Annotated in this window: 26 protein-coding genes; 8 read left to right on the top strand and 18 right to left on the bottom strand. The window is 38.4% G+C overall.

Annotation, left to right across the window (positions count from 1 at the left end; genetic code table 11):
* Positions 1–24: 24 nt before the first annotated feature.
* From CVS97_RS00730 to CVS97_RS00745, 4 genes are read right to left on the bottom strand one after another with little or no spacing between them, the layout of a single operon-like run.
* On the bottom strand, positions 25–690 hold the full coding sequence (locus tag CVS97_RS00730) for a phosphate ABC transporter ATP-binding protein (RefSeq protein ID WP_107784732.1): 666 nt from the start codon (positions 688–690) through the stop codon (positions 25–27).
* Positions 659–1,516, bottom strand: a complete 858-nt coding sequence (locus CVS97_RS00735; RefSeq protein ID WP_107784733.1) for a PstA family ABC transporter permease — start codon at positions 1,514–1,516, stop codon at positions 659–661. The genes CVS97_RS00730 and CVS97_RS00735 overlap by 32 nt, the downstream gene beginning before the upstream one ends.
* On the bottom strand, positions 1,503–2,360 hold the full coding sequence (gene pstC / locus CVS97_RS00740) for a phosphate ABC transporter permease subunit PstC (RefSeq protein ID WP_107784734.1): 858 nt from the start codon (positions 2,358–2,360) through the stop codon (positions 1,503–1,505). Before pstC ends, CVS97_RS00735 begins: the two co-directional genes overlap by 14 nt.
* Before the next feature lie 4 nt (positions 2,361–2,364).
* Positions 2,365–3,237 carry a phosphate ABC transporter substrate-binding protein gene (locus CVS97_RS00745; RefSeq protein WP_107784735.1) on the bottom strand — a complete coding sequence of 291 codons (873 nt, stop codon included), beginning with the start codon at positions 3,235–3,237 and terminating at the stop codon, positions 2,365–2,367.
* A gap of 314 nt (positions 3,238–3,551) precedes the next feature.
* On the opposite strand from CVS97_RS00745, the gene CVS97_RS00750 reads away from it, so the two are divergent.
* Together CVS97_RS00750 and CVS97_RS00755 are read left to right on the top strand one after the other, a co-directional pair.
* On the top strand, positions 3,552–4,493 hold the full coding sequence (locus tag CVS97_RS00750) for a TAXI family TRAP transporter solute-binding subunit (protein WP_107784736.1): 942 nt from the start codon (positions 3,552–3,554) through the stop codon (positions 4,491–4,493).
* Positions 4,494–4,581: 88 nt separating this feature from the next.
* The gene (locus CVS97_RS00755; RefSeq protein WP_107784737.1) at positions 4,582–6,648 is read left to right on the top strand and encodes a TRAP transporter permease; all 2,067 of its coding nucleotides are present in this window, start codon (positions 4,582–4,584) and stop codon (positions 6,646–6,648) included.
* A gap of 164 nt (positions 6,649–6,812) precedes the next feature.
* Here CVS97_RS00755 and CVS97_RS00760 read toward each other — a convergent pair whose 3' ends face one another.
* From CVS97_RS00760 to CVS97_RS00770, 3 genes are all read right to left on the bottom strand, one after another.
* A complete protein-coding gene (locus tag CVS97_RS00760; RefSeq protein ID WP_021091236.1) occupies positions 6,813–7,298 on the bottom strand; it encodes a tetratricopeptide repeat protein in 486 nt (161 codons plus the stop codon).
* A gap of 70 nt (positions 7,299–7,368) precedes the next feature.
* A complete protein-coding gene (locus tag CVS97_RS00765; RefSeq protein ID WP_199905985.1) occupies positions 7,369–8,031 on the bottom strand; it encodes a M48 family metallopeptidase in 663 nt (220 codons plus the stop codon).
* Entirely contained in the window at positions 8,007–9,326 is a 1,320-nt protein-coding gene (locus CVS97_RS00770) for an MATE family efflux transporter (RefSeq protein WP_107784739.1), read from the bottom strand. The genes CVS97_RS00765 and CVS97_RS00770 overlap by 25 nt, the downstream gene beginning before the upstream one ends.
* A 103-nt stretch (positions 9,327–9,429) precedes the next feature.
* On the opposite strand from CVS97_RS00770, the gene abc-f reads away from it, so the two are divergent.
* The 5 genes from abc-f (at position 9,430) to CVS97_RS00795 (ending at position 16,893) form a co-directional block, all read left to right on the top strand.
* Positions 9,430–11,361, top strand: a complete 1,932-nt coding sequence (abc-f, locus tag CVS97_RS00775; RefSeq protein ID WP_107784740.1) for a ribosomal protection-like ABC-F family protein — start codon at positions 9,430–9,432, stop codon at positions 11,359–11,361.
* A gap of 1 nt (position 11,362) precedes the next feature.
* Positions 11,363–11,797, top strand: coding sequence for a hypothetical protein (locus CVS97_RS00780; protein ID WP_103579881.1), 435 nt, complete (start codon positions 11,363–11,365; stop codon positions 11,795–11,797).
* Positions 11,798–11,870: 73 nt separating this feature from the next.
* Positions 11,871–13,385: a DKNYY domain-containing protein gene (locus tag CVS97_RS00785; RefSeq protein ID WP_103579882.1), complete on the top strand. Its 1,515-nt coding sequence runs from the start codon at positions 11,871–11,873 to the stop codon at positions 13,383–13,385.
* Positions 13,382–14,827 carry a DKNYY domain-containing protein gene (locus CVS97_RS00790; protein WP_103579883.1) on the top strand — a complete coding sequence of 482 codons (1,446 nt, stop codon included), beginning with the start codon at positions 13,382–13,384 and terminating at the stop codon, positions 14,825–14,827. Before CVS97_RS00785 ends, CVS97_RS00790 begins: the two co-directional genes overlap by 4 nt.
* Before the next feature lie 125 nt (positions 14,828–14,952).
* The gene (locus CVS97_RS00795) at positions 14,953–16,893 is read left to right on the top strand and encodes a BCCT family transporter (RefSeq protein WP_107784741.1); all 1,941 of its coding nucleotides are present in this window, start codon (positions 14,953–14,955) and stop codon (positions 16,891–16,893) included.
* Between the two features lie 357 nt (positions 16,894–17,250).
* On the opposite strand, the gene modD is transcribed toward CVS97_RS00795, so the two are convergent.
* The 10 genes from modD to CVS97_RS00845 form a co-directional block, all read right to left on the bottom strand.
* Positions 17,251–18,084, bottom strand: a complete 834-nt coding sequence (gene modD / locus CVS97_RS00800) for a ModD protein (protein WP_107784742.1) — start codon at positions 18,082–18,084, stop codon at positions 17,251–17,253.
* A gap of 1 nt (position 18,085) precedes the next feature.
* Complete coding sequence (locus CVS97_RS00805) at positions 18,086–18,343, bottom strand: helicase (RefSeq protein ID WP_103625175.1); 258 nt, start codon at positions 18,341–18,343, stop codon at positions 18,086–18,088.
* A gap of 12 nt (positions 18,344–18,355) precedes the next feature.
* Entirely contained in the window at positions 18,356–19,819 is a 1,464-nt protein-coding gene (locus CVS97_RS00810) for an alanine/glycine:cation symporter family protein (RefSeq protein ID WP_234401430.1), read from the bottom strand.
* Between the two features lie 14 nt (positions 19,820–19,833).
* A complete protein-coding gene (locus CVS97_RS00815) occupies positions 19,834–21,924 on the bottom strand; it encodes a heavy metal translocating P-type ATPase (protein ID WP_413784176.1) in 2,091 nt (696 codons plus the stop codon).
* Entirely contained in the window at positions 21,893–22,216 is a 324-nt protein-coding gene (locus CVS97_RS00820; RefSeq protein ID WP_087577962.1) for an oxidoreductase, read from the bottom strand. Before CVS97_RS00820 ends, CVS97_RS00815 begins: the two co-directional genes overlap by 32 nt.
* Entirely contained in the window at positions 22,216–22,530 is a 315-nt protein-coding gene (locus CVS97_RS00825; RefSeq protein WP_021091246.1) for a hypothetical protein, read from the bottom strand. Before CVS97_RS00825 ends, CVS97_RS00820 begins: the two co-directional genes overlap by 1 nt.
* Positions 22,531–22,539: 9 nt before the next feature.
* Positions 22,540–22,890 carry a hypothetical protein gene (locus CVS97_RS00830; RefSeq protein ID WP_021091243.1) on the bottom strand — a complete coding sequence of 117 codons (351 nt, stop codon included), beginning with the start codon at positions 22,888–22,890 and terminating at the stop codon, positions 22,540–22,542.
* Positions 22,883–23,533, bottom strand: a complete 651-nt coding sequence (locus tag CVS97_RS00835; protein ID WP_107784743.1) for a ferritin-like domain-containing protein — start codon at positions 23,531–23,533, stop codon at positions 22,883–22,885. Before CVS97_RS00835 ends, CVS97_RS00830 begins: the two co-directional genes overlap by 8 nt.
* Positions 23,526–23,849: an HMA2 domain-containing protein gene (locus tag CVS97_RS00840; RefSeq protein WP_021091233.1), complete on the bottom strand. Its 324-nt coding sequence runs from the start codon at positions 23,847–23,849 to the stop codon at positions 23,526–23,528. Before CVS97_RS00840 ends, CVS97_RS00835 begins: the two co-directional genes overlap by 8 nt.
* A gap of 101 nt (positions 23,850–23,950) precedes the next feature.
* The gene (locus tag CVS97_RS00845; RefSeq protein WP_054196789.1) at positions 23,951–24,397 is read right to left on the bottom strand and encodes a Fur family transcriptional regulator; all 447 of its coding nucleotides are present in this window, start codon (positions 24,395–24,397) and stop codon (positions 23,951–23,953) included.
* Positions 24,398–24,547: 150 nt separating this feature from the next.
* Between CVS97_RS00845 and CVS97_RS00850 the strand changes: the two genes are divergently transcribed.
* Positions 24,548–24,757, top strand: a complete 210-nt coding sequence (locus CVS97_RS00850) for a hypothetical protein (RefSeq protein WP_002942234.1) — start codon at positions 24,548–24,550, stop codon at positions 24,755–24,757.
* Between the two features lie 91 nt (positions 24,758–24,848).
* Here CVS97_RS00850 and CVS97_RS00855 read toward each other — a convergent pair whose 3' ends face one another.
* Positions 24,849–25,511: a lipid-binding SYLF domain-containing protein gene (locus tag CVS97_RS00855; RefSeq protein ID WP_107784744.1), complete on the bottom strand. Its 663-nt coding sequence runs from the start codon at positions 25,509–25,511 to the stop codon at positions 24,849–24,851.
* Positions 25,512–25,556: the final 45 nt, after the last annotated feature.

A 25,556-nucleotide genomic window follows, 5' to 3' on the forward strand; every position in this document is an offset into this window, starting at 1 on the left:
TTAGAGCTAGAAATTCTAGCTCTTTTAAAATGTAAATTTCTTATCTACGATGCGAACTATTCTGCCGCCAAGCCTTTTTGCCTGCTCTTCATTGTGCGTGGTGATGATGATCGTATATTTTTGCGACAAGCTTTTTAAAAGCTCCTCTATAATCAAGATATTTTTCATATCAAGCGACGAACAAGGCTCATCAAGCATAAGCACTTCAGGCTTTGTGGTTAGCATCCTTGCGATGCAAAGTCTTTGCTTTTGACCGCCGGAAAGTTTGCTAGCTGGCATGTCAAGGTCACTGATCTCATCAAGTAAATTTACGCTTTTAAGCAGCTCCTCTACTCTTTTTTGCTTATCTTTTATGCTGCCTTCATAAAATTCCATCGCATAGGTCAAATTTCTTTCTACACTAAATGGAAAGAGCGTGGCGTCTTGAAAGAGTATGGCTAGCTTTCGCCTTAGCCAAATTTCGTCTTTGGTTTTGATATTTTCACCTTTAAATAATATCTCTCCGCTATATCTGCCGCCCTTTTGCTCCAAAAAGCCATTTAGCGCTGATAGAAATGTCGATTTGCCACATCCTGAGCTGCCCATTAGACAGATGATCTCGTTTTGAGCGATGTTTAAATTTAGATCTTTTAAAATTTCATTATCTTGATAAAAAATACTAAGATCTTTTATGTTTAAAATATCTGGCAATTTTCTCTCCTATATCAAATAAAACTACGGCTGAAAGCAGGTGCAAAATGATCAATATAAAAATGAGCACAAGCGCCGTGGCGTAGGCATTTTGCGTTGCGACTGACTGGCTTAGGAGCATGTGCAGGTGAAAAGGCAGTGCCATAACTGGCGAGAGCAGGCCTTCTGCCTTTGCCATAAAAACGACCCCTGTTAAAAGTAGCGGTGCGGTAGCCCCTATGGCGTAGCTGCCAGCAAGTATCAAGATAGATATGATATTTTTTCTAATAGTTGGCAAAACTAGCTTTCTAGCCATGAAATTTTTATCAACGCCAAGTGCAAAGCTATCTCTTAACATCTTTTCATCTATCTGCGAGATCACCTTTTCTGTGCTAACTTCCACAAATGGAAAGACCATCAAAGCAAGCGTAATGCTAGCTGTTAGCAGGCTCTTTGGGATATCAAGGCTAACTATAAAAAGCCCATAAACAAACATCCCAAGCAAGATAGAGGGTATGGAGGCCATCGTTTGGATGATAAATTTAAGTCCAAGCTTGATCGTGCCAGAGGTGCAGTAAATTTGCCTATAAATGGCGCAGCTAACGCCAAGAAGTGCAGAAAATATCATAGATAGTAGCATCAGCAAAAATGAGCCTATGATAGCGTCTCTTATGCCGCCACTCTCACCTAAATTTAAACCTTGCGGATTTTTGATTAGAAAGTCTAAATTTATCTGAGAGATGCCATTTGCAAAGATGAAATAAAATATCCAAAATATCACCGCAACCACTATAAATACGCAAAGATAAGCGTAAAATTTGACTAGATGATCTTTAAAAGCGTTCATTGTTTTTCTCGAATTTAAAGATAAAAATATTTAGCAAAAATATAAAAACAAGCAGGACAAATCCGCTTGCAATAAGGGCGTGATAGTGTAGGCTACCAGCCTCGCTCATACCCATTTCAAGAGCTATTAGAGATGGTATGGTCTGAGCTTTTGAGAGTAGGTGCGGAAAAAGCGGGGTGTTGCCTATGACCATCATCACAGCCATCGTCTCGCCAGCTGCCCTTGAAAATGCTAGTATAAAGCCTGAAATGCTAGCTTTTATAGATTTCCTAAAAATTATTTTTCTTATAAAATATCCTGTGCTTACGCCAAGCGCGTCTGAGTTTGTTTTGAAATTTTGCTTTAGCAAATCGACACTTTGGAGCAAATGCGAGGTAAAAAAGGGCAGTATCATGACGCTAAGGATGAGGCTAGCTGCCAAAACTGACTCGCCAGCGGACATTTTTAGCCCTGACTCTAAAATTTTTACAACCGTGTAAAGCGCAAAAAATCCATATATGATAGAGGGTATGCCAGCTAGTATTCGTATCATCCAGTCTAGCACGTGCCTAAGCCAGGCGCTCGCAAAAAAGCATATAAATATAGTAACGCCAAGCGAGATAAAAAATGAAAATATGCAAGCTAAAAACGCAACTGCAAAATTTGCGACTAGGATATTAAATAGTCCAAAGCTAAAAGGCTCTGTGCTAACGTCCCAGTCGCCATTTAGTAAGAAGTCAAAAATGCTTACTTTTGCAAAAAAACTCGTGGAATTTAGCAGTAAAAACCCCACGAGTAAAAGCAAAAGCATGGCGGATAAAAGTGTGAAAAGATATATCGCGCCTTTAAAAATTTGCCCCGTCATTGGACTATTTTACTGGTATAAATCCCATTTTTTCGATAGTCTTTTGACCTTCGGCTGAATTTAACACATCAACAAAAATTTGCTCGCTCTTGCTTAGATCGCCACTTTTTACGATGATGAGCGGGCGAGAGATGTAGTATTTGCCATCAACTATATTTTTAACAGTTGGCTCCACACCGTCAACATTTAGTGGTATTAGCTTGCCTTTGTTTTGGTTTGTGATACCAAAAGATGCGTAGCCAATAGCGTTTTTATTTTCGATTATTTTTGAGACAAGCGCGCCCATTGATGGTGATTGGATGACGTTTTTACTAACTTTGACATCTTTCATTATCTTTTTTTGAAATACCTCGTGAGCACCGCCACCAAGATCCCTTGTAACTACGACAATTTCGTCATTTGGTAGGGATTTGTCAAGGTCACTCCACTTTTTATATTCGCCTGAGAAAATTTTTACGATCTCATCTTTGTTTAAATTTCCGCCTTTTAGCTTTATCACCTCATTTTCTGGATTTACAGCTACGCAAAGTGCATCTATGCCAAGCGTGTAGGCTTTCATATCTTTGATCTTAGCTTTTTCGCTATCTTTTACGTCGCGAGCTAGCATGCCAAAGTCAGCGACATGATCAAGAACGGCTTTTACGCCAGCACCAGAGCCACCAGCTGAGACAAAAATGGTGATATTTTTGTTTGGCAAAGAGCTATCTACCTTGTCCCAAGTCTCGTACTTTTCGATAAAGTCAGTTGAAATTTTAGCGATGACTGGAGCTAGAGTAGATGAGCCACTAAAGCTAACTTGCGTTTTTTCATCCGCACCAGAAGCAAAATTTAAAGATAAAAGCAGCATAGAAGCAGCCAACATAAGTGATTTTTTCATAAAAACCTCCAAAATTTGATTGTTATTAACATTTGTAAAAGCTATTGGTTATGTTGTAAATTTGCAACAGTTTTTCTAAAACTTAGAACTTTGCCGTCATTATACAATAAAAATAACATTTAAGTTGTGATCTGATTAAAATCAAATTGACCTATAAATAAATATAAATTTATTCTTAAGAAAATATTTTTTTAAGTCTTGATTGTGTAGAATGGTTGCAACTTTACAAAAATGGCATAAAAATATCATAACAAAAAGATACAAAGCTAAATTTATAGAATAAAATAGCCTTAAATTTTTTGAAAGGATTTTAGATGAAAACTACTTCTTTGGCACTTGCTGGCTTGCTTTTGGCAACTACTCTTTCAGCAAAAGAATTTATCAGTATCGGTACTGGCGGTATGACAGGTACGTACTATCCGATAGGTGGAGCGATCTGCCGCTTAGCAAACAAAAACACTGATGTAAAATGCTCAGTCCAATCAACTGGCGGCTCGGTTTATAACGTAAATAACGTCCTTAAAAAAGAGCTTACATTCGGCTTTGTTCAAAGTGACGTCGTCTATGATAAATTTAACGGCACTGGCAAATTTGACGGAGCAAAAGATGAAAATTTACGCTCAGTAGTTGCTATCTATCCAGAGCTTCTTGCATTTGTCGTGGCAAAAGATAGTGGTCTTACAAGCGATCTTTCTTCATTTGCAGGCAAAAAATACAATGTCGGTAACCCAGGCAGCGGCAACGAAGTGAGTACACTTGAAGTCTTCAAAGCAAAAGGCTTTGACGTCTCAAAACTAGGCTACCGCGGCGTTTTAACAGTTGGCGAATGCCCACACGCACTAAAAGATAAAAAAATAGACGGATATAGCTTTGTCGTCGGCCACCCAACTGCAAATATCACTGACGCTGCGACATCTTTGCCTATTGATATCCTAAACATCGAAGGTAGCGAGATCGACAAACTTCTTGCAGAGAAGCCATACTTTGCAAAAGGTGTGATCCCAAAAGGCTCATATGACGGCGTAGATCACGATGTAAATACTATCGGCGTAAAAGCTGTTTTGGTAACCAATAAAGATACAAAAGATGAGGCTGTAAAAGCTGTGATAAAAGCTATTTTAGACAACTTTGATGAGTATAAAACTCTTCACCCAGCACTAAAATCAGTAAATAAAGAAGATCTCGTCCAAGGTCTTTCAGCTCCGCTTCACCCAGCTGCAGAGGCTGCGTTTAAAGAGGCTGGTATCTTAAAATAGTTCAAATTTCCAGGGGCTTTTGCCTCTGGATAAAATTTAAATATGCAAATTCTTTTAAATTTATATATTTAAATTTTAAAGGAGAGAGATGAACGAAGTCAAAGACAACGAAGAACAATTTGTCGAGGTAAAAACAAGGGAGATAAATAGCAGTTTTTACAACTATTTCATTGCGATTGTATGCTTTTCTTGGTCAGTTTTTCAGCTTTATATAGCTTATTTTCCGCTAAACACTAACATTTCGCGCTCTATTCACCTAGCCTTTGCGGTTGGGCTTGTATTTTTGCTCTATCCAGTCACTTTTCATAAAAAGGCCCACTCAAGTTTGCCGTTTTATGACCTAGTTTTTTGCGTGGTAGGCGTTGTTGCCGTGCTTTATCCAGCGGTTTATTTTTACGAGCTAGCTGATAGGACAGGGGACTACATCACTCAAGATATCGTCATATCGTTTTTAGCGATCATTGTTTTGCTTGAAGCCGGCAGGCGTGTCATGGGACCAGCGCTTCCTATCATTTGTATATTATTTTTGATATATGATCACTTTGGCCCTTATATGCCAGACATCATCGCTCACCAAGGCGCTAGCTTTGAAAAGATCGCAGGTCATATGTTTTTAACGACCGAAGGTATCTTTGGTGTGCCTATCGGAGTTAGCGTTAGCTTTATCTATCTTTTTGTTCTTTTTGGCTCATTGCTTGAGAGGGCAGGAGCTGGGCAATATTTCATAAATTTAGCTTTCTCTCTTCTTGGCAAATATAGAGGCGGTCCAGCTAAAGCTTCAGTCATCGCAAGTGGTCTAACTGGCATGGTTTCAGGCAGCTCCACAGCAAATGTTGTAACCGTTGGTACATTTACCATACCACTTATGAAAAAAGCTGGTCTTTCGCGCACAAAAGCTGGAGCCATCGAGGTTGCAGCTGGCGTAAATGGCCAGCTTATGCCTCCGATCATGGGCGCAGCTGCTTTTATTATCGCTGAGTTTTTAGGCATGACATATACAAATGTCATGATGGCAGCGGTTATCCCAGCGTTTGCTTGTTATTTGTCACTATTTTTTATCGTTCATTTGGAGAGCGTCAAGCTTGGTTTAAAAGGTATAAACCAAAGCGAGTTTCACTCAAGATTTAAAATTTTTGTAAGCGGACTTCACTATATAACTCCGATTTTAATTTTGCTTTATACACTATTAATCGCAAAAGAGTCAGCTATCGCTGCGGCGTTTAATGCGATTGGATTTTTATTTTTAATAATGATCTTTCAAGAGCCAGTTAAAAAACTAGCAAGTGGCGAAAAAGTTGGAATAAATGATGTATTAATAGGCTTTGAAGATATATTTTGGGCGATGGTCGCAGCCGCAAAAAGTATGACAACGATCGCCATTGCAACCGCACTTGCAGGTATCATCGTGGGTTCTATCTCTCTAACTGGCCTTGGCCAAGTACTTTCAGATCTAGTTGAGCTACTTGCTGGTGATAATATAGTTATGATATTGCTTCTTACTGCGATGATGTCACTTATACTAGGAATGGGCCTTCCAACGACGGCAAACTACATCGTAGTTTCAAGCCTTGTGGCACCTGTTATTTTATTTTTGGCGCACAAAAATGGCTTTTTAATCCCAGCCATTGCTGTGCATCTTTTTGTCTTTTACTTTGGAATTTTAGCTGATGACACGCCACCAGTTGGTATCGCGGCTTATGCGGCAGCTGGTATTGCTAAAGCAAATCCTATAACCGTTGGCGTTCAAGGATTCTTTTACGATCTAAGAACGGCGATCTTGCCATTTGCCTTTTTCTTTAACAACAAACTTATGCTAATAGAAAGCGTAAATGAGGGCGACCCGCTTGATTCAAAAGGAATAATCTGGATGAGTAATCCGCTTGAAATTTTACTTGTCTTTGGTATGGCGATCGTGGGAATGTTTGCTTTTTCAAGCTTACTTCAAGGCTACTATGTCACAAAGCTTAGGATCTGGGAGCGTATTCTTTTGATCCCTGTTGTGCCACTAGCTCTTGTACCAAATATATGTGTGAAATTTAATCTTATACCAAACGAATACACTGCTTATATCGTAGCTGCTGTACTTTATGGGTTTGTTTTTATGACTCAATGGGGTATTAAAGACAAACCACTTGATCAAATAAAAATAATCTAATCTTAGGCAAGAGTACTCTTGCCTAAATTTCTAATATAAATTTTTAGAGCTACTTTTGTATTTTGAGTAATTCCTATTTAAAATAAGTGTGTTTTTGATTTTTTGTTTAAGGATATTGGTGTAATAAATTAAATAAGAAATTTTTAGGCTCGTAAGCCTAAAAATTATAGTTGTTTTGAGCGTCTTAGATCGCCTGCAAATTCGCAAGACATCTTATCGCCTAATTCGCAGCCTTTTACTAAAAATTCGTAAGCTTTTTTAAATTCTTTAGCTTCTATCAAGATAGAACCTACCATCTCGCAAGAATATCCATCATTCTTATCACAAGCTTTGTTAAAAAGTTCTCTTGCTTTTTGTGGCTCAGTGTTTAGATAAAGTCCACCAGCTGCCGAGCAACCTTCAACCTCGCCAGCTTCGCAAGCTTTGTTATAGTACTCTAAAGCCTTGCTTGGATTAGGTAGAGCTGTTTTTCCTAGTTGGTAAATCGCTCCAACTTTTACGCAAGATTTTACGTCATTTGCCAAACATCCTGCTTCAAATTTAGCCAAAGCTTCTTTGAAATTTGAACCAGCATACGCTTTTAAGCCATCTTCAAAATCGCCTGCGAAAGCACAAGCAGCTAAAAGCGATACAAGAATCATTTTTTTCATTTAAATTTCCTTTTGTAAAATTTCTCGCAATTTTATCATATTAAATTTACACTTACTTGATGAAAAATAATTACACTTTTAAAATTTGCTCTTGCTTTCTATAATCAGGCATGATTTTTTCTATAAAATCGTAAAAACTTTTTTGATGATGTGGATAGAGCAGGTGTGTTAGCTCGTGAAGAACGACGTAGCGCACAGCTGAGAGCGGCTTTTCTATGAGTCTTAGGCTTAGGTTTATGTAGCCTTTTTTGTGATTGCAGCTGCCCCAGCGAGTTTTGCTATTTCGTATGACTATACGCTTGATTGGTTTGTTTATAAAAGGCTGAAAATGGCTTATAAGCTCTAAAAATAGCTCTTTTGCCCTTACTTTTTTAAAACGCTCAAGGCTTTTTAAATTTGGCGTAAAGACAAACTCGCCATCAAAAAATGGCTCTTTAAAATTTTCATCAAATTTTATCTTATAAATTTGTCCAAGAAATTTCATCTCATCATCTTTTGGTAAATTTAAAAGAGCTTTTTTGTAAGTATTTTCAAGCCAAATTTTATGCATCTCAAGAAAGCTAAGAGCCATCTTTTGTGTGCTGTAAAATGGCATAGATAGCGTGATCTTAGCGTCCTTGCCAACTCTTAGACGCATGGATTTTACATTTGTTTTAAAATTTATTAAAACGCTTAGCCCATAAAAGTCTAAATTTATGCTCTTTTGCTTTAAACTAGGCGTTTTTCTTGCCATTTTTTGCTTCTCCAACGCCACGTATTTGCAAGGCCTCTTAGCCATTCATCAGCACAAAATCCTATCCAAACGCCGATAATTCCCCAGCCAAGATAGATACCTAAAAAATATCCAAGTGGCAGTGAAAGCCCCCACATGAAGATAAGGCCAGTCGCAAGAGGAAATTTTGCATCACCGCTTGCACGAAGGGCGTTTACGATGACTATGTTAAAGGTTCTGCCAGCTTCAAGAAATATCGAAAGTGTAAAAAGCGGTAGCATGATCGCACGTAAATTTTCGTTTAAATTCAGTGCGTCCATGATTTGATACTTTAGCGCATAAGCTATAAGCACGACTACAAGCGTTATAAAAACTCCAAGTCTTAGCGCCCTAAATGTCCTTGTGTAGGCCTCGTTAAACTCGCTTGCTCCAACTAAATGCCCAACGATGACCTCGTTTGCCACACTGATGCTCGCTCCACAAAGCAAGATAAGAAGCGTGATCTGAAAGTAAATGGTCTGCACGCTAAGGCTAGCCTCGCCCATGCTTGCCACAAAGCCAAAAGCGACCATGTATTGCGCCATCCAGAGTAAATTTTCGCCTGCGCTTGGAAGGCCAATTGAGAGGATTTTCTTTAAAATTTCAAATGGCACGACAAGTAGCTTTTTAAAATAAATTTTAACTTTTGCTTTTTGACTTAGCATATAAGCTAGCACAAAAATGCCTACTAATCTGCCAACAAGTGTCGAGATAGCGACACCTTGTAGTCCTAAATTTGGCAGATCAAACCAGCCAAAAAGGGAGATAGCATTGCCTAAAATCGTAATTACGTTCATTAAAACCGAAGTTAGCATAACAGCAGTTGCTAGATTATAAACACGAAGCACCGCAGCTAGTACCATGCCGATACCATCAAAAAGTAGGGCAAAGCCAAGGATATGAAGATATGAGAAGCTATCATTTATAAGCTCTTTTGGCACGTTTAGTAAATTTAAGATATTGTAGCCAAAGACGTAGATAATGATAGCTGAGAAGATACCAAAGAGCGTATTTGACGTGATGCTTGCGTGTATAACGCTTGATGCAAGATCGTTCTTTTTAGCTCCTAGTGCTTGGGCGACGACAACTGAACAGCCAATGCTTAGGAAGTTAAAAATGGTCATAAAAAGATCCATCACTTGATTGCCAGCACCCATTGCACCAACTAGATGCACACTTACTTTTGTCACCATGTAGGTGTTGATGATGAGCGTAATGAAGTGTAAAAACATATCCAAAAATATCGGAACTACGAGTTTTCTCATAGATAAGTTCATTAAATTTTCCTTAATTATTTTAAAAATTTTGGCGATTATAGCCAAAATTAGGTTTTAGCTCCCTTTTGATATAATCGCGAGAAATTTAAAAAATGAGATAAAAATGGCATTAATCGACCTGATAGACGTAAGTAAAAAATTTGGCGCAAATGAGATTTTAAACGCTGTAAATTTTAGTGTAAATGAAAATGAAAAAATAGCGATCATCGGTAAAAATGGCAGCGGTAAAAGCACGCTTATGAAGATCATCTCTGGCGAGGTGGCAGTAGATAGTGGTAGACGCATAGTGCAAAACTTAATAAGCGTCGAGATGCTAGCTCAAACTCCAAATTTTAACGCAACTTTTACCGTAAGGCAGGCACTAAATAACGAGCTAAAAGAGATATTTGATGCGATAAGCGAATATGAAAAGAGCGGTGTTTTGCTAGCAAATGACCCTGAAAACAAAGAAATTTTAAAAGAACAAGAGAGACTTTTAAAATTTATAGAGGCAAAGGATGGCTGGAATATCGAGCACAAGATCGAGCGAATTTTGCAAGAATTTAAACTAAAAGAGTATGAAAACAGGCCTATTTGCTCGCTAAGTGGCGGCGAGATCAGACGCGTGGCACTGGGTGCTCTCATCCTTAAAAAGCCTGATGTCTTGCTACTTGACGAGCCGACAAACCACCTTGATGTTTACATGGTCAAATTTCTTGAAGATATGCTAAAGGGCTCAAATCAAAGCATAGTTTTTATAAGCCACGATAGGTATTTTATCGATGCGCTGGCAACTAGGTGCGTTGAGGTCGAGGAGGCTGGGCTTAGAAGCTTTGATGGTGGATATGCAAACTATCTAACAAAAAAAGAGGAAATTTTAGCAAGCCTTGCAAAGTCGCATGAAACGCTACTAAAGCAGCTAAAAGCTGAAGAGGAGTGGCTAAGGCGCGGAGTAAAAGCTAGACTAAAACGAAATGAAGGCAGAAAAGAGCGAGTGCTCGCCATGCGCGAAGAGGCTAAGAAAAATCCAGGTGTGATAAGGCGCGTGAGGCTTGAGCTGGAGCGTGCGAGTAAAAATTTCAACCAAACGCAGAGCCAAAACCGCAAAAAAATGCTCTTTGAGTTTAAAAATTTAAGCAAAAGTATAGACGGCAAGGTGCTTTTTGAAAAATTTGACGCAAGGGTCTTACAGGGCGAGAGGATCGCCATAGTCGGACGAAACGGTAGCGGTAAAAGCACGCTGCTTAAAATTTTGCTAGGGCTTGAAAAGCCAAGTAGCGGCGAGATAAAAAGAGGCGAGGTAAGTATTGGCTACTTTGATCAAGCTAGAAATGTCCTTGATGATGACAAGAGTCTAATAGAGACATTTTGTCCAAATGGCGGCGATCACGTGCTGATTCGTGGGCGAAATATGCACGTCTATGGCTATCTTAAAAATTTCCTCTTTCCAAAGGAATTTTTAGATAAAAAGATAGGCGTTTTAAGTGGCGGCGAGAAAAACCGTGTCGCACTTGCGATGCTTTTTACTAAAACTTACGATGTGCTGGTGCTTGACGAGCCGACAAACGACCTTGATATCGCAACTATCAACATCTTAGAGGACTACTTGCAAAGCTTTGAGGGAGCTATCTTGCTAGTTAGCCACGATAGATATTTTGTCGATAAGATGGCAAACAAACTTTGGGCATTTGAGGGCTCAAAGATAAATGTCTTGCATGAAGAGTATAGCGTCTATTTGGAGCTTGAAGATGAGCTAAAAGAGCTTGATAAATTTGAAAAAGAGCTCTCAAATAGCCAAAATGAAGCCAAACAAAAGAGCAAAACCGGCGTAAAGCTAAGCTACAAACAAACACAAATTTTAAATACATATCCAGATAAAATTTCAACCCTTGAAGCAAGAGTGACCGAGCTAAACGAGGGGCTTAGCGATCCAAAAATTTATCAAGAAGTGGGACTAACTAAGCTTTATGAAGAGCTTGAAAGTGCAAAAGCTGAGCTTGAAAGCCTAGAAAATGAGTATTTTGAAGTGCTTGAGATCGCCGAGGAGCTAGAGTAGCTTGAAAAAGATCGGTAGGATAAGCGCGCTAAATACGAGAGTTGTTAGACAAAATTCTGTTGTAAGCCTTAGCATTATCGTTGATAAAATGAGGTTTAGTGAGACATTTTCGCCTAAAATATATAAATATGAAGTGGGCGATCTAGTCCAGATAAAATATAAGAGGGTTGGATTTTTAAATAAGATAGAGACCATTAGGCTAATCGCAAAAAGCAGCGAAGAGTCAGGGTTTTTTGCAAGGATTACAAATTTGATCTTCATGCTTGGTTGTTTTTATTTTTGCTTTATTGCGTTAGTTTTTATTTATTATGGGGTTACGTTGGAATTTAATATTATTAGGCTTACTATTACATTAGCAGCCGCTTGTTTTTTGTTTTTGATGGGTAAATTTGCATATCTTAAGTTTTTGATATTTAGATATTTTATATTTGGATAGAACTTTGAAATTTAAATATATGAAAGGTTTGCGGCTTGATGAGGTCGCTAAATTTGTTTGAAATGGGGCTAAAATGCTAAAAAAACATCCGCTAATCTCTGTAGTGATAGCTATTGTTGTGATATTTTTTGCTACCTACTTTTTTATCTTTGGGTTAGTTTCTATTTTAGATGACGACATTGGCGATAGTAAAGAGTTAAATAATAGCTTTTTTTACGTCAAAGATGACAAAGTCTATGCTATGGTGCCAAGTGGCGGTAAATTTGAGCTAATAGGCGTGAGGGCCAGCAAATTTAGATACATTGACACCGGCAAATACGACAACAGAAACGTTGGCTCTAGCGATGAGGCGGTATATTGTGGCAATCTCGTGATGAGCGGGCTTGATCCAAATGGCGTTAGAGCGCTTGGCAATGGCTATTTTGGTGATGGCAAGATAACATATTTTTGCGATAGCGTAAGCGAGACGAACCTCGAAATATCCGCACTTAAAGAGTTTTGGGACATCGTCTCACATAAAATGTTTGATACGCCAAAAGCGCAAACTCATATCTATAAATTTAGACAGGTTGATAACGCTAATTTAGCTGCGATCTTGGGCTTTGGCTATGCAAGCGACGGAGTAAAGGTCTATCATGAGGGCAAAGAGCTAGAGGGCGCAAATGCCAGCAAAATGCGATACATCGAGCAGGCATCTGGCAGAAAGAGCGTGCATTTTACGACTGACGGAGAAAATGTCTATTATGACAGCACAAAACTAGGGATCAAATTTAGCCCGCAAATGCGTGATATCGGCGAGATATGGCGCATTCACTATCTTTATGAGCCAAATTCTGGCATGGTCTATGCAAACGATCACGAATTTGACCCACAATTTGCCCCATACGAGCCACTTTTTAACCTAAAAGATGAGCACTCCTATCATGCTCTTTTTCGTGGCAAAGGCGGTATCTATCACTGGGAGCGAAAGTGGCAGTGGTATAACAGCATAGATGAGGGCGAGTTTGTAAGAGATGGAGACGATCCTTTTAAAGGCGAGATAACGCCGCTATATGGTGATGTGGTGATAAGTGATGGCAAGACATATTTTCTAAAAACCTATGAAATTTGGCACAACACGAAAAATGATCACAGCCTAAGCTCACGCCACACTTGCATCGTAAGGCTTGATACAAAAGAGCAGTGGCGAAAGATAGGGCTTGTAAGAAACGATGGCTACGGAGCGGTTTATGCAAACGGAGATAAGACATATTATTTTGATAACGTCGGCTACGGCTGGCATTTTAACAGCAGCGTTTATGATATAAACGACCTTGGCGTGGTTGAAATTCTCACTCGTCCTTATGGCCCAAATGTTAAGAATTTAAAACTTGATGAGATAGTAAAAATGGTAGATCAAGGCGCTATGACGCCAGCTGATGGTGAGGTGGTGATCGATGCGATAAGCGACTTTGATGATTACTCGCAAAAATATGCCTACTGGATATTTCTTGCCATTGCATTTGTGGCCTCGGTAGTTGGCGCTATTTTTAAAAATAAAAAGCAAGCAAACAAGCTTAAAAAAAGGGTAGATGATTATAGATTATGAGAAAAATTGCGACTAAGATACTTTATCTTTTTGTCATTTTGACACTATTTTTTGTTTTGGCTATGCTTTATCTGTGGCGTGAGGGCGAGTATCAAAGAGGCTTTGCAAACATTGATAGTAGCGAGTTTTACCGCTCGCCTGAGGGTAAAATTTATGTTCAAATTTCAGGCAGTGGCAAGTATGAGCTAAAAGGAGTTGATGAGGCTAGTTTTAGGGTCTTAAAGCTAAAACACGCATATGATTACTCAAATGTGGCGGCTGATAAAAACAGCGTCTATTGCTCTAGAGAAATTTTGCCTGGGCTTGATCCAAACAGCACCAAAGTGCTTGGCAATGGCTATCTAAGTGATGGCAAGATAAGCTATTATTGCAGCTCTAGAAGTGAGAAAAAGGCGGGATTTAATGAATTTATCGCCGTCATGAAAAGCGTCGCTCACATCTTTATAAAAAGCTATGATGATAGCCCTTATTTTTACAGGACAAAAAGGGTTGAAAGCACAAATTTAGAGCCTATCTTTGACGCTGGCTTTGCAAGAGATGGGGGCACGCTTTACTACAAGGGCGAAAAGCTTGACGCACAGCCTAGCGGGCTAAGATACATCACGGCAGAAAATGGCGCTCCTAGCGGATATTACACAGACAGCAAAAGCCTATTTTTAGGCTTTTATAAGCTTGATACAAGCTACACAGATGAGACGCGCCGGATATGCTATGACCAAAAGCATGATATAGAATATCTTTTTGAGCCAAAAAGTGGGGCGGCGTTTGCAAATGAGCTCAAATTTAGCACCCAAAATATGCCTTATAGTGCCATTTATAGCGTGGATAACGTGCATTCGTTTTGGCCTCTTTTTGCCAGCAAAGATGGAATTTACTTTTGGGATAGCACGAAAAACGAGCAGGCTAAAATTTCAGACTACCAGCTAAAAGGCGAGCTAAAAAGGCTCTATGCTGACGTTTTTGTAGATGAGAGCTCAGCGTATTTCTTACAGCAAGGCGAAGAGTGGCGTCGCTCAAAGCACGGCAGGCACTTAGAGGCGCAAACAGTCTCTTTATATAAATTTGCCCCAAGCAGCTCTTGGCGTGAGATAGGGCTAGTAAAAGATGGCGAGTATGGCGCAGTATATGCAAACGGCGAGAAGGTCTATTTTTTTAGCAAGATAAAGCCATTTTACGGCATAAAGCATAGCGTTTATGAGGTGGCGGGTCCTAGCGTCATAGAAATTTTAACAAGAGCGTCTAAAGAGCTTAGCGCAAAAGATATCAGCGAGATGATAAAGCGCGGTGAGCTAGTGGAGGCAAGCGGCGAAGAGGTTGCAAGATCGAGGATAGAGTATGACTCGCCAAAGATCATTTTGTATATCACATTTGGCATCGCTTTTGTCGTCATAGTGCTAACAACTCTTGCAAAACCAAAGAGAGATGAAAGAGACTTGAGATAAATTTCGAAGTGGCTATTTTTGGTGGCTAGAGCTTAAAATTTCATAAAAATTTAAAGAGAAAATTTGGCCTATTTACTCTTTTTTGTTATTTTAAGGCAAAACTGAAATTTATAAAAAGGAGAAAAATGTTTAAATTTCAAAGGTCAAAATTTAACAATTCAGTATTTATCCCATCGCTTATTGTCATATTTTTAATAGCGGCATTTGCAGCGATATTTCCAAATTTCTCAAATGAGTTTTTTAAGGGTATGCAAAACTACATCGCGGCCAAATTTGGCTGGTTTTATATCCTAGTTGTTGCCGTCATACTGCTAAGCGTCATCATTCTTGGCTTTAGTAAGCTTGGCGAGATCAAGCTAGGAGCTGATCACGTAAAGCCAGAGCACAAAAATATTTCGTGGTTTTCTATGCTTTTTGCCGCTGGCATGGGCATAGGTCTAGTATTTTTTGGTGTGGCCGAGCCGCTCATGCACTATCTAAACCCACCAGTTGGCGACGCGCAAACTATCGCAGCGCAAAAGCTTGCGTTGAATATCACATTTTTTCACTGGGGCATGAGCGCATGGTCAGTTTATGCTATCGTAGCGCTAATTCTAGCCTTTTTCTCGTATAGACACGGCTTGCCACTAACGCTTAGATCGGCGTTTTATCCGATCATCGGAGATAAAATTTATGGCAAGATAGGTAGCGCCATCGATACATTTGCCGTCGTGGCGACCCTTTTTGGCGTGGCGACATCGCTAGGATACGGCGTGCTTCAGGTAAATGCTGGCCTTACGCACGTTTTTGGCCTGCCAACTATGCATATCACGCTTTTAATAGTGCTTTGCCTAGCTGCGACCATCTCAGCGGCAAGTGGCGTGGATAAGGGCATTAAGATCTTATCAAACGCAAATATCGCGCTAGCTATTTGTTTTATGTTTTTGATACTATTTTTGGGCGATACGACACAGCTTTTAAAGTCGTTTGTGCAAAACAGCGGCGACTACATCTCTACGCTCATCTCAAATACATTTAACCTCTACGCCTACGAGAGGCAAAACGAGAGCTGGCTTGGCGGCTGGACGCTGCTATACTGGGCTTGGTGGCTATCTTGGTCGCCGTTTGTGGGGCTTTTTATAGCTAAAATTTCAAAAGGCAGAACGATCAGAGAATTTGTGATCGGCGTGCTTCTCGTGCCAACTGGCTTTACCTTTGCTTGGATGAGCTTTTTTGGTAACTCAGCGATTGCGCTTGTTCAAAATGGCTTTAGCGAGCTAGCAACGACTGTAAATTCCGACTCAGCCTCAGCACTTTTTATGTTTTTAGAAAAATTTAGCTTCTCAGGTGTGCTAAGCACGATCGCAGTCTTTATGATCGTCATATTTTTCGTCACTTCCGCCGACTCTGCGGCGATCGTTATGAACATGCTCTGCTCAAACGGCAAAGACGATACGCCAGTTTGGCAAAAGGTCTTTTGGGGCGTTGCAGTTGGCGTCGTGGCGGCATTTTTGATGCTAGCTGGCGGTCTTGGCTCGCTTCAAGCGCTTACTATCACCACGGCGCTGCCATTTGCGATCGTGCTACTTGGCGCTATTTACGGGCTATTTAAGGCTTTGCGCGTGGATCTAACCAAAAAAGAGACAAATAACTTTAGTAACATGCCTCTTAGTGATCTTTCAAAGCCGTGGCAAGAGCGCCTAAGTGCGATCATCACGCTTCCAGGCAAGAAAGATGGCAAGAAATTTTTAAACGAAGTCGCACTAAAAGCGTTTAATGAGCTAAAAGAGGAATTTGCTAAAAACGGCCTTGAAGCAAAGGTCACAAATGGTGAAAATTTTGTAAATTTAAACGTTGGACTTGGCGATGAGATGGACTTTAGATATGGCGTCTATCTCACCAAAAGCCAGAGCCCAGACTACACCAGAGAGCTTGACGGCGATGATCTTTACTATAGAGCTGAAGTCTATCTAAAAGAGGGCGGTCAGGACTACGACGTGCTTGGCTGGAGCGAAGCCACGCTGATAAACGACGTCATCGAGCAATACCGCAAACACATGCAGTTTTTACATGTTGTTAGAGAGTAAATTTGAGTGAAATTTGCCTGGAATTTGAAAATTTCTAGGCAAATTCTAAATTTTACTCACTCGTTATCGTTTGTTACTGAATTTAAAAGCGTGATATACTTGTTTGTAAATTTTAAAATTTGATTGAGTTTTATGCACGTGGTGTAAAGCAAGATATGAGTGTCCTTATTTTTTAGAGAAAACAAATTAGAAAATTTAACTTTATTGGTTTGTATTTTTGCTTGTAGCTATGAGATAAATTTGAAATAAAAAATGTTAATTTTTTGTTGCGTATCGTTCAAATTCCAGAGCCAAAATGCATTTTCTGTAAATTTTTAACTTTGATAGATGTTTTGCTGTATCGGTCATTGTAAAAATTTATAAAATCTCAAGTCTGGTGCTGATATCAGCAACGCCTTTTGAATACATCGCTGATGTTACTATCGCATCGGCATTTGCGTAATCTTTTGCATTTGATAAATTTATACCACCGGCTGCTAGGATAATGGTATTTGGCGAAATCTCATCTCTTAAAGAGAGTACATTTTCGATGAGCTCTGGACTAAATTTATCGCACTGCACGACGTCGCAATTTGCTTTTAAAAGCTTGCTTACTTCGTCTAAATTTTCAGCTTCAATGCATACTTTTCGCTCAGCCATTTTTGCTTTAAACTCTGGCAAATGCGATAAAAATTTATCAAAGCTACCGTAGGCTTTCATGTGGTTTTTAAAAAATAAAATACTATCGCTAAGCCCAAGCCTATGGATGCCACCACCGCCTTCAAGTACGGCTTTTACGCAAAATTTCTTAGCAAACGGAAAACTCTTTCTAGTTGCCAACACTTCACATTTTTTATTGACGCACTTTGTGGCATTTACCATTTTGTTTGTATAAGTTGCGATGGCACTGGCATATTCTAGTGCGACTTGAGCTAGTTTCCAAGCTTTATGCACATCTTTGTAGCTGCCATAAATTTTTATGATTACATCGCCAGCCTTGCAAATTTGAGAATTTTGCACAAAAATTTTACTCTCGCACCCAAGTAGCTTTGCAACACTTGCGGCTACATCAACGCAGCTAACGCAAATTTCATCACGTGAATAAATTTCAAGTAAGGCATTTTTATCGATATTTTGAAGCGACGTAGTAAGATCAAAGTAAGGTATATCTTCGTTTATATAGCTTAGAATTTCTGCGTCGCTAAGTATCATTTTATGCCTTTTTTGCCTCATTTTTTGCTTTTATTATCATTTTTTTAAAGATTCCATTGTCATAAAGCCCAGCATGATAAAGAGCAAAGCAAGTAAATGCAATGCCTGAAACTGTGTGTAATTTTTTCATACCTCTGCCATTCATGCAAAGTGCCGTTAAGCAAACTGTCGCTAAAGTAACGCCCATACCGACCTTTGCTACCTTTCTGTGAGTATTTATGTCAAGTAGTTTGCCACTTATTTTTGTATCGTTTTTCAAATTCTTCTCCATTTAGTTTTTATTCCAGCAACTTGTATTTTTGATGCCAAGACTTTCTGGGTCAAATTCTGGATTTATCCCAGCTTTTCTTTGAGCTTCGTAGTCTTTGACTGCTATTATCACTACTTTTGAAAGTAAGAATATAGCGATAATATTAATAGTTGCCATTGCAGCCATTGTGATATCAGCGATATTCCAAGCGAGCTTTAAATTCATCTGAGCACCAATAAATATCATAACGACAGCTGTTATCTTAAATAGCAATGTAAACTTGTGGTTTTTGGTTAAAAATTTCATATTTGCCTGAGCGTAGTAGTAGTTGCCAATAAGCGAAGTGATGGCAAAAAGTACAACTGCAAGAGTAGTAAAATGAACTCCAAATTCACCAAAATACTCTTTCATTGCGGCTTGAACGAGAGGAAGGGCGGTTAGCACCTCGCCACTTGATCCAGTTTGCTTTGTAAGATATGCCTGTGAAAATAGTACGATCATACCAGAAGCGATACATATAGTCATGTCTATAAAGACTGCCATTGCTTGAACTAGGCCTTGTTTTACTGGGTGGCTAGTATGTGCTGCGGCTGCTGCGTTTGGAGCTGAGCCCATGCCAGCTTCGTTTGAGAAAAGGCCTCTTTTGATGCCTATTACGATCACGCTGCCGGCAAATCCACCAAATATCGCTTTAAAATCAAAGGCATTTTCTAAAATCATCTTAACAACATCAGGAATTTCTTTGAAATTTAAAACGATAGCAATAAGTGCTAGCGAGATGTAGGCAAGTGCCATGAAAGGCACGATATATGAGCTTACTTTACCGATGATGTGACTTTTGCTAAAAAACATAACCGCCGCAAATGCTGTAAGGATAAGGCCGATGCCAACAGGTAGGCCACTTTGTGCAAAGCTAACGTTGCTACCAGCTTTGTCATAGTAAATTTCAAAAGCTGATGTCATGGTGTAGCTTTGAAGGCCGTTAAAGCCGTATGCGTAGGTGATGATGAGAATCACCGCAAAAAGCGAAGCCAACCACTTTATGCCAAGGCCATTTTTGATGTAATAAGCTGGACCACCTTTAAATCCAAAAACGTCTTTTGTCTTATAAATTTGTGCTAGCGTACTCTCTATAAAAGCTGAAGCTGATCCTAAAAATGCCATCAAGCACATCCAAAAAAGAGCACCAGGACCGCCCGCAACAATGGCAGCTGAAATTCCAGCGATATTGCCTATGCCAACGCGTGAAGCAGTCGAGATCATAAGTGCTTGAAATGGTGTTAAATGGTGCTTATTATACTTGTCCTTTTTTTCTACTAAGACTCTGCAAGCCTCAAAAAACATCCTAAACTGCACAAAACGAGTCAAATAACTAAAATAAATTCCCGTAGCCACAAGAATAATGACTAAAAAATATCCATATAAAAAGTCGTTGGCTACGTCCATTTTGCCGTTTAAAAAATTTAAGAAACTATCAAGCACCATCTACCCTTTCAAATTTATTTTGATTTGAATTTTACGCCCTTCATTGAATTTAATAAAAGCCAAATCGTTGTGCCATTATGAAGCATGGCAGTTGCTATTGGATTTAACATACCAAGTGTCGCAGCGCTTAGTATAGCTGTGTTTACGCCAACTGTTGAGCGGAAATTTGAGCTAATTAAATCCATTGTTTTATTTGCAAGCTCTTTTACGAGAGCTACGCTCATGATGTCGTCTTTTAAAAGACTTATGTCAGCCGTCGCTTTAGCTATATCAGCACCTTTGTGCATGCTTATGCCCACATTTGCCTTAGTTAGACTTGGAGCATCATTTATGCCATCTCCCACAAAGGCTACTTTTTTGCCCTCACTCTTTAGCTCTTCGATGATAGCTGCTTTATCTGTTGGTAAGCACTCTGCATAGACCCTATCAAGTCCAAGCTCACGTGCTACTTCTTCAGCCTTGCTTTTGATGTCGCCGCTTAGCATGACGACCTCTTTTACGCCAAGGCTTCTTAGCTTTTTAACCATATCTTTTGCGTTTTCTCTCATATCATCTTTCATAGCGATGACGCCAACTAGCTCTTTATCATATCCTACATAGAGTAAGGTTAGTCCGCTATTTAATGCTTTGCTTATTAAAGCTTCATGAGCTTTAAAGCTTATCATCTCGTCATCTTCTAAAAAGTGTCTACTGCCGATAACCACCTCTTTGCCGTGCATCGCAGTTTTTACGCCGTGAGCTACGATAAATTCAACTTCATCGTGATGAATATGGTGGAAACCACGCTTATTTGCAGCTTCAACTATTGCTTCGGCTACTGGATGAAAGTAGTGCTCTTCGGCACTTGCAGTTAAATTTAATATATCATTTTGAGAAAAGCCCTCTTTAAATGAGTAAATTTCAACTACGCTTAGGCGCCCATGTGTCAGAGTGCCGGTCTTATCAAATACAAAAGTATCAACTGAGCTTAAAGCTTCGATCGCCTTTGCGCCTTTTACAAGAATGCCGTTTCTACCAGCTTTTGAAATACTTGATTTAAAAGCAACTGGTGTAGCAAGCTTTAATGCACAAGAGTAGTCCGCTTGAAGTACGCTAGCAACGCTATTCATATTTTTATTTATAATGTATGAAAGTCCAGCAAGCGAGAGTGTAACAGGCACAAGTTTATCGGCTAGTTTTAATGCTTTTACACCAATGGCTGATTTTTCATTGAGTGAAGTTTGTATGTACTCTTTGATCCTAGCTGTTGCTGTATCACTACCTACATTTTCAGCCCAAATTTTTATCCTACCTTCATCGACAACAGTGCCACTTATAACACGGTCGCCTCTAGCTTTTGGTATAGGTTCAGCCTCTCCAGTCATTGAGACTTGATTTACATCGGCGTTACCTTCAACGATATAACCATCAACGCCTATCGTCTCACCAGCTCCGACTACTACGATGTCGCCTTTTTTTAAATTTTCGGTTTTTACTTTTTCAAGCGTCTTTTCACCATTTAAATTTCTCTCGACCCAGACTTCTTCAATATTTGGTTTTGCTAGCTCTTTGATGAGATCATCACTTCTGTGACTAGCACTTTCTTCCATATATTCGCCGATATTTATCATCAAATTTGTGCTATTTGCTGCTAAATGATCGCCCATTGCTAGGCTAGTGCCAATAGCTGTTGCTTCAAGCACTTTTGAAGTAACGCCCTCATGCCTTAGCTCTTTTGCACCTTCTATTAAATTTGGTGCTGTGGCGTAAAGAGTCACGGCTGATTTTAGAGTTTTATTGCTCATAAATGGCGTTATACCAAGTGCGGCAGCAGCCTTATAGATATTTGCCTTGCTTGGCAAATTTGGATCTTTTGCCTTTGTTGGAAATTCATAGCTCTTTATAAAGTTTAAAATTTTATCGTAGTTTTTATTGTATTCAACGATAATACTTTTTGCGTATTTATTTACACGAACACTTAGTGCATCAGTTCGCTCTGAGATCGCAGCCTCGATAGCGCTGACGTCGCTTCTAGCGTTTAGGCTCTCGCAAATAAACCTCGCTCTATTTTTACTCTTGTGAGCTAGAGTGATCTTATTTTTGTGAGTCAAGTTCTGCTTTGACATCTTCAAAACGCTCTTTTAGTTCTTCTATGCCAGCATTTATAAGCTCGCCACCTTTGATAATCGCTTTAAATACGCACTCTTGTGCTTTTGGATTAGTCAGTACATAAGCTGCGATACCACCTAGAACTAGACCTTTTACAAAGCCAGCAGCATTAAAATTTTCAGGTACAAATGGTAAATTTTGAGCTGCATTGTTTATTGCATTATCGATTGCGCTTGGTTGAGTAGCTGCTGCATTGTTAGCCGCAGTTTCACTTGCTACGTTTTCTTCATTGATGTAAGGGTTATTCATTATTTACTCTCCAATTTTATTAGTTTTTCTGCTATCAAAAGACCGCCAATGCCAGCTGCTGTAAAAGCTGCTGCATTTAGATATTTTTTTTGTGCTATTAAATTTGAAGCATGAATACCAACAGCACCTACAAAACCACCAGTTACAGCGTATTTCGCTATCTTTTTAGCAACATCTTTTTTAGTTGCTCTATTATTTAGATAGTCGCTAAAGCCAAGTGCAGCTGCACCCATGCCAGCGATTAAAGCACCGCTGATGAAGTGATCAAATGGAAGTCTTGTGCTTGAAAGTGTAAAAAGACTATTTTCTTGCATTCTCTATCCTTAAGCTATATCGTTTGGTGTGATAGCTTTTGGAGCGGCTGGCTTTTTAGCGCGTGGTTTTCTTGTTTTCTTTACCACTTTTTCAGCCTCTTTTTCTACTTTTTTAGCACCGCGTTTTGCTTTTTTCTCTTCTTTTACTATAAAGTCTTTTGCATCTTTTGCAACGCTTTTACCTTTTTTGTAAAGATCTTTTGCGGCTTCTTTGCCTTTATCAAAGCCATCTTGGGCGTACTCTTTGATCTTATCTCTTTTATTCCAAGCAGCTATTGCTAAACCGCCTACTGCTAAACCTGCTAAAAATGGTAATGCCATTTTAAATCCTTTCTTTGTTTGATTTTGTAAATTATTCATTTTCTTCATCCTTATTAAAATTTTTACTAACTACTGAAATGCCTAATGCCCCAAGCGCAAGTCCGCTAAAAAACGAGAAATTTGGATTATTAGTTATCTTTGCTAACTCGCTTTTATCAGCCTTGCCACTTGCGATATTTTGCAAGCTTTTAGTTATCTCATTAAAGTCATTTTGATAGTTTTCTAAAATATTTGTTATGCCATTTTGCTCAAAATTTTGTGAAATTTCATTTAAATTTAGCTCATTTTTTATTTCACAGCTACTATAAATTTCTTTTAAGCATTGCTTTAAAGAGGCGATGTATTCGTTATTTGAAGTAGCCCAAAGTCTAAAAAATAGATCTTTTAGCTCTTCATCATCTAAGCTTTCACAAAATTTTTCATACATTTTATTTAGCTCTAACTCATAGTTTAAAGCTTGTATCAGCGCATCTTCTTTATTTTTTGCCGGCAAAAATATAGCTTCATTTTCGCAAGCAAGCTCATAATCATGTGTGCTCGCAAATTTTTCTATTAAGATGATCGCATTTTTTCTGATATTTGCGATCTCGTTAAAAACATCACCAAACGAAGCTAAATTTTCATATAAGCTAAGTGCGTTCTTTTCGCTGGTATATGATGCATTTAAAAGTTCATTAAGCATATTTCACTTCTTTTGCAACTTCATTTACTCTAGTTGAAATCTCTTCTAAATTTTGCCCTTTTAAAAGATCTTCCCAAAGATTTTTTGGAAAAATTTCATGATCGTATTCGATCGTTACAGAGCCGATTAGCTTGTTAAATTTTACATTTTTTATACCATTTATCTGAGCTATCACATCATCTAGGCTAGCTAAATTTACGCTGCTACTTAGCTCTTTTATCTTTGGGCTAACTCTTACTCTTAGTCTGCCGTTTGTGTGAGCTATCATTGAAAAATAGCTTGCAACTTGTGCTAAAGTTTGTGTTTTTATATCCATTTTCATCCTTTTTTTAATTGTGTATTATCTATTTCACAGCTTAAATAAATCTGAAATTTTTTTGTTTTTCATTATCAAAAAGTAAAATGAAATGATAAAATTTAATTTCCATTTTTCTCTTGGCAATCACTACAAATACCATAAAGTATCATTGTATGCGACTGTTCACTAAAATTTTTTTCTTTGCAAATTTGCTCTTGTCTTTGCTCTATCATCTCATCTTCAAAATCAACTATCTTTTCACAAATTTCACATATCAAATGATCGTGCGAGGATTTTAAATTTAGTTCAAATTTTTTTACTCCATTTTCTTCAAAACAATTTGCAAGATGATGCATTTCGAGAAAATTTAAAAACGAGTAAATTGATGTCATTGAAATTTCATTCTTGTGGATTTTGTAAATTTCTGAAGAAATTTCTTGAGCACTTAGATGAGAGTTGCTAATGAAAAGTACATGCAAAATTTGTTCTTTTAACTCTGAGCTTTTCTGCCCAAAGGCTTCTAAAAATTCTTTAAAATGCTTATAAAATAGTTCAAAATTATCCACAAAAACCTAACTAAAATGATAATGAATATAAGGATTTTACAACTTTACTTATAAAAAAAGCATAAAATTTCTTACGAATTTCAAGTAAAGTATTTTATAAGATTGTTTTGGTATAGTGTCGCATTTTTTAAATCAAAATTAAGGAATAAAATGACTTACGACGAGCTTGAATTAGACGCCGTTTTGTTAGAGGTTTTAGAAAATAGAGGCAGCTTTGATTCTATGGACGATGAGGAGCTTTATGAGCTTATCGAACAAGTTGCACAATATACAGATGGCGATTACGAAGAAGCGTTTGAGTATATGACTCAATTTTCTCCAATCCCTAAAAAACGCTTTGTTTCACTATTTATGGTTTAGCAAAAAGCTAAGCCATAACTTCTATAAAATTAATCAAAAAAGTAAAAATAAAAAGAGCTCTTGACCCACTTAATGAGCCAAGAAATTTGAGCTATAAGAAGTATTTTGAGATTATTTCTTTAAATTTTAGTGTGTATTTACTAGCTTTTGGGCTATTGTTGTAGATATTCTCAAAATCATACATTCGCTCATAGTAATCATTTGTATCTTGTATATTTATTTTAAGCCTTGCCACATCTAAGCTAACGCCTATAAAGGCACCACTTGTCTTGCCACGCTCCTCAGCAAATGCTGAAATTTCAGGCAAATCACTTGTGATCGCTACCTCATTACCAACGCCACCAGTTGCTTCTGCTTTTAGGCTGATCGTATCTTTTGCATTAAATAAATTTGCATAAGCTTCTGAATTTTTAAATAAGATGATCATGTCAGCTGAGCTGTAACCAAGTTGTAAGCCTATGCTTCCAGATGTGTAATTTACAAAAAATGGACTTGACCATTCACCATCATCGTTTTTAGCGATAAATACGCCTTTACCTGTTGAGCCAGTTACAACAGCGCCTGCTTTTGTCACATCAGGGATTATGGCGATCGCTTTTATGCCTTCAAATTTAGTGTTTGGCTTTAAATTTCTTGCACCAAAAGCATTTAAAATATTTATTGCATTTTTTAGCTTTTGATTTTGGACCACATCAGCATTTAAGTGTGGCGTGAAAAATAAACCAGCAAGAAATATGATTAATAGTTTTTTCATTAAAATTCCTTCCTTAAATTTTTCGTTATTATAGCCTAAAATAAA

It is taken from the genome of Campylobacter concisus, from assembly GCF_003049735.1.
GTDB classification, from domain to species: Bacteria; Campylobacterota; Campylobacteria; order Campylobacterales; family Campylobacteraceae; genus Campylobacter_A; species Campylobacter_A concisus_AN.

Coding starts and splice junctions, on each gene's coding strand:
- CVS97_RS00735 (WP_107784733.1), bottom strand. CDS start 1,516: ATGAACGCTTTTAAAGATCATCTAGTCAAATTTTACGCTTATCTTTGC.
- CVS97_RS00855 (WP_107784744.1), bottom strand. CDS start 25,511: ATGAAAAAACTATTAATCATATTTCTTGCTGGTTTATTTTTCACGCCA.
- CVS97_RS00820 (WP_087577962.1), bottom strand. CDS start 22,216: ATGAATAACCCTTACATCAATGAAGAAAACGTAGCAAGTGAAACTGCG.
- CVS97_RS00815 (WP_413784176.1), bottom strand. CDS start 21,924: ATGTCAAAGCAGAACTTGACTCACAAAAATAAGATCACTCTAGCTCAC.
- modD (WP_107784742.1), bottom strand. CDS start 18,084: ATGATACTTAGCGACGCAGAAATTCTAAGCTATATAAACGAAGATATA.
- CVS97_RS00810 (WP_234401430.1), bottom strand. CDS start 19,819: ATGGTGCTTGATAGTTTCTTAAATTTTTTAAACGGCAAAATGGACGTA.
- CVS97_RS00785 (WP_103579882.1), top strand. CDS start 11,871: ATGCTAAAAAAACATCCGCTAATCTCTGTAGTGATAGCTATTGTTGTG.
- CVS97_RS00840 (WP_021091233.1), bottom strand. CDS start 23,849: ATGGATATAAAAACACAAACTTTAGCACAAGTTGCAAGCTATTTTTCA.
- CVS97_RS00850 (WP_002942234.1), top strand. CDS start 24,548: ATGACTTACGACGAGCTTGAATTAGACGCCGTTTTGTTAGAGGTTTTA.
- CVS97_RS00770 (WP_107784739.1), bottom strand. CDS start 9,326: ATGAACTTATCTATGAGAAAACTCGTAGTTCCGATATTTTTGGATATG.
- CVS97_RS00790 (WP_103579883.1), top strand. CDS start 13,382: ATGAGAAAAATTGCGACTAAGATACTTTATCTTTTTGTCATTTTGACA.
- CVS97_RS00745 (WP_107784735.1), bottom strand. CDS start 3,237: ATGAAAAAATCACTTATGTTGGCTGCTTCTATGCTGCTTTTATCTTTA.
- abc-f (WP_107784740.1), top strand. CDS start 9,430: ATGGCATTAATCGACCTGATAGACGTAAGTAAAAAATTTGGCGCAAAT.
- CVS97_RS00765 (WP_199905985.1), bottom strand. CDS start 8,031: ATGGCAAGAAAAACGCCTAGTTTAAAGCAAAAGAGCATAAATTTAGAC.
- CVS97_RS00835 (WP_107784743.1), bottom strand. CDS start 23,533: ATGCTTAATGAACTTTTAAATGCATCATATACCAGCGAAAAGAACGCA.
- CVS97_RS00760 (WP_021091236.1), bottom strand. CDS start 7,298: ATGAAAAAAATGATTCTTGTATCGCTTTTAGCTGCTTGTGCTTTCGCA.
- CVS97_RS00825 (WP_021091246.1), bottom strand. CDS start 22,530: ATGCAAGAAAATAGTCTTTTTACACTTTCAAGCACAAGACTTCCATTT.
- pstC (WP_107784734.1), bottom strand. CDS start 2,360: ATGACGGGGCAAATTTTTAAAGGCGCGATATATCTTTTCACACTTTTA.
- CVS97_RS00750 (WP_107784736.1), top strand. CDS start 3,552: ATGAAAACTACTTCTTTGGCACTTGCTGGCTTGCTTTTGGCAACTACT.
- CVS97_RS00795 (WP_107784741.1), top strand. CDS start 14,953: ATGTTTAAATTTCAAAGGTCAAAATTTAACAATTCAGTATTTATCCCA.
- CVS97_RS00830 (WP_021091243.1), bottom strand. CDS start 22,890: ATGAATAATTTACAAAATCAAACAAAGAAAGGATTTAAAATGGCATTA.
- CVS97_RS00755 (WP_107784737.1), top strand. CDS start 4,582: ATGAACGAAGTCAAAGACAACGAAGAACAATTTGTCGAGGTAAAAACA.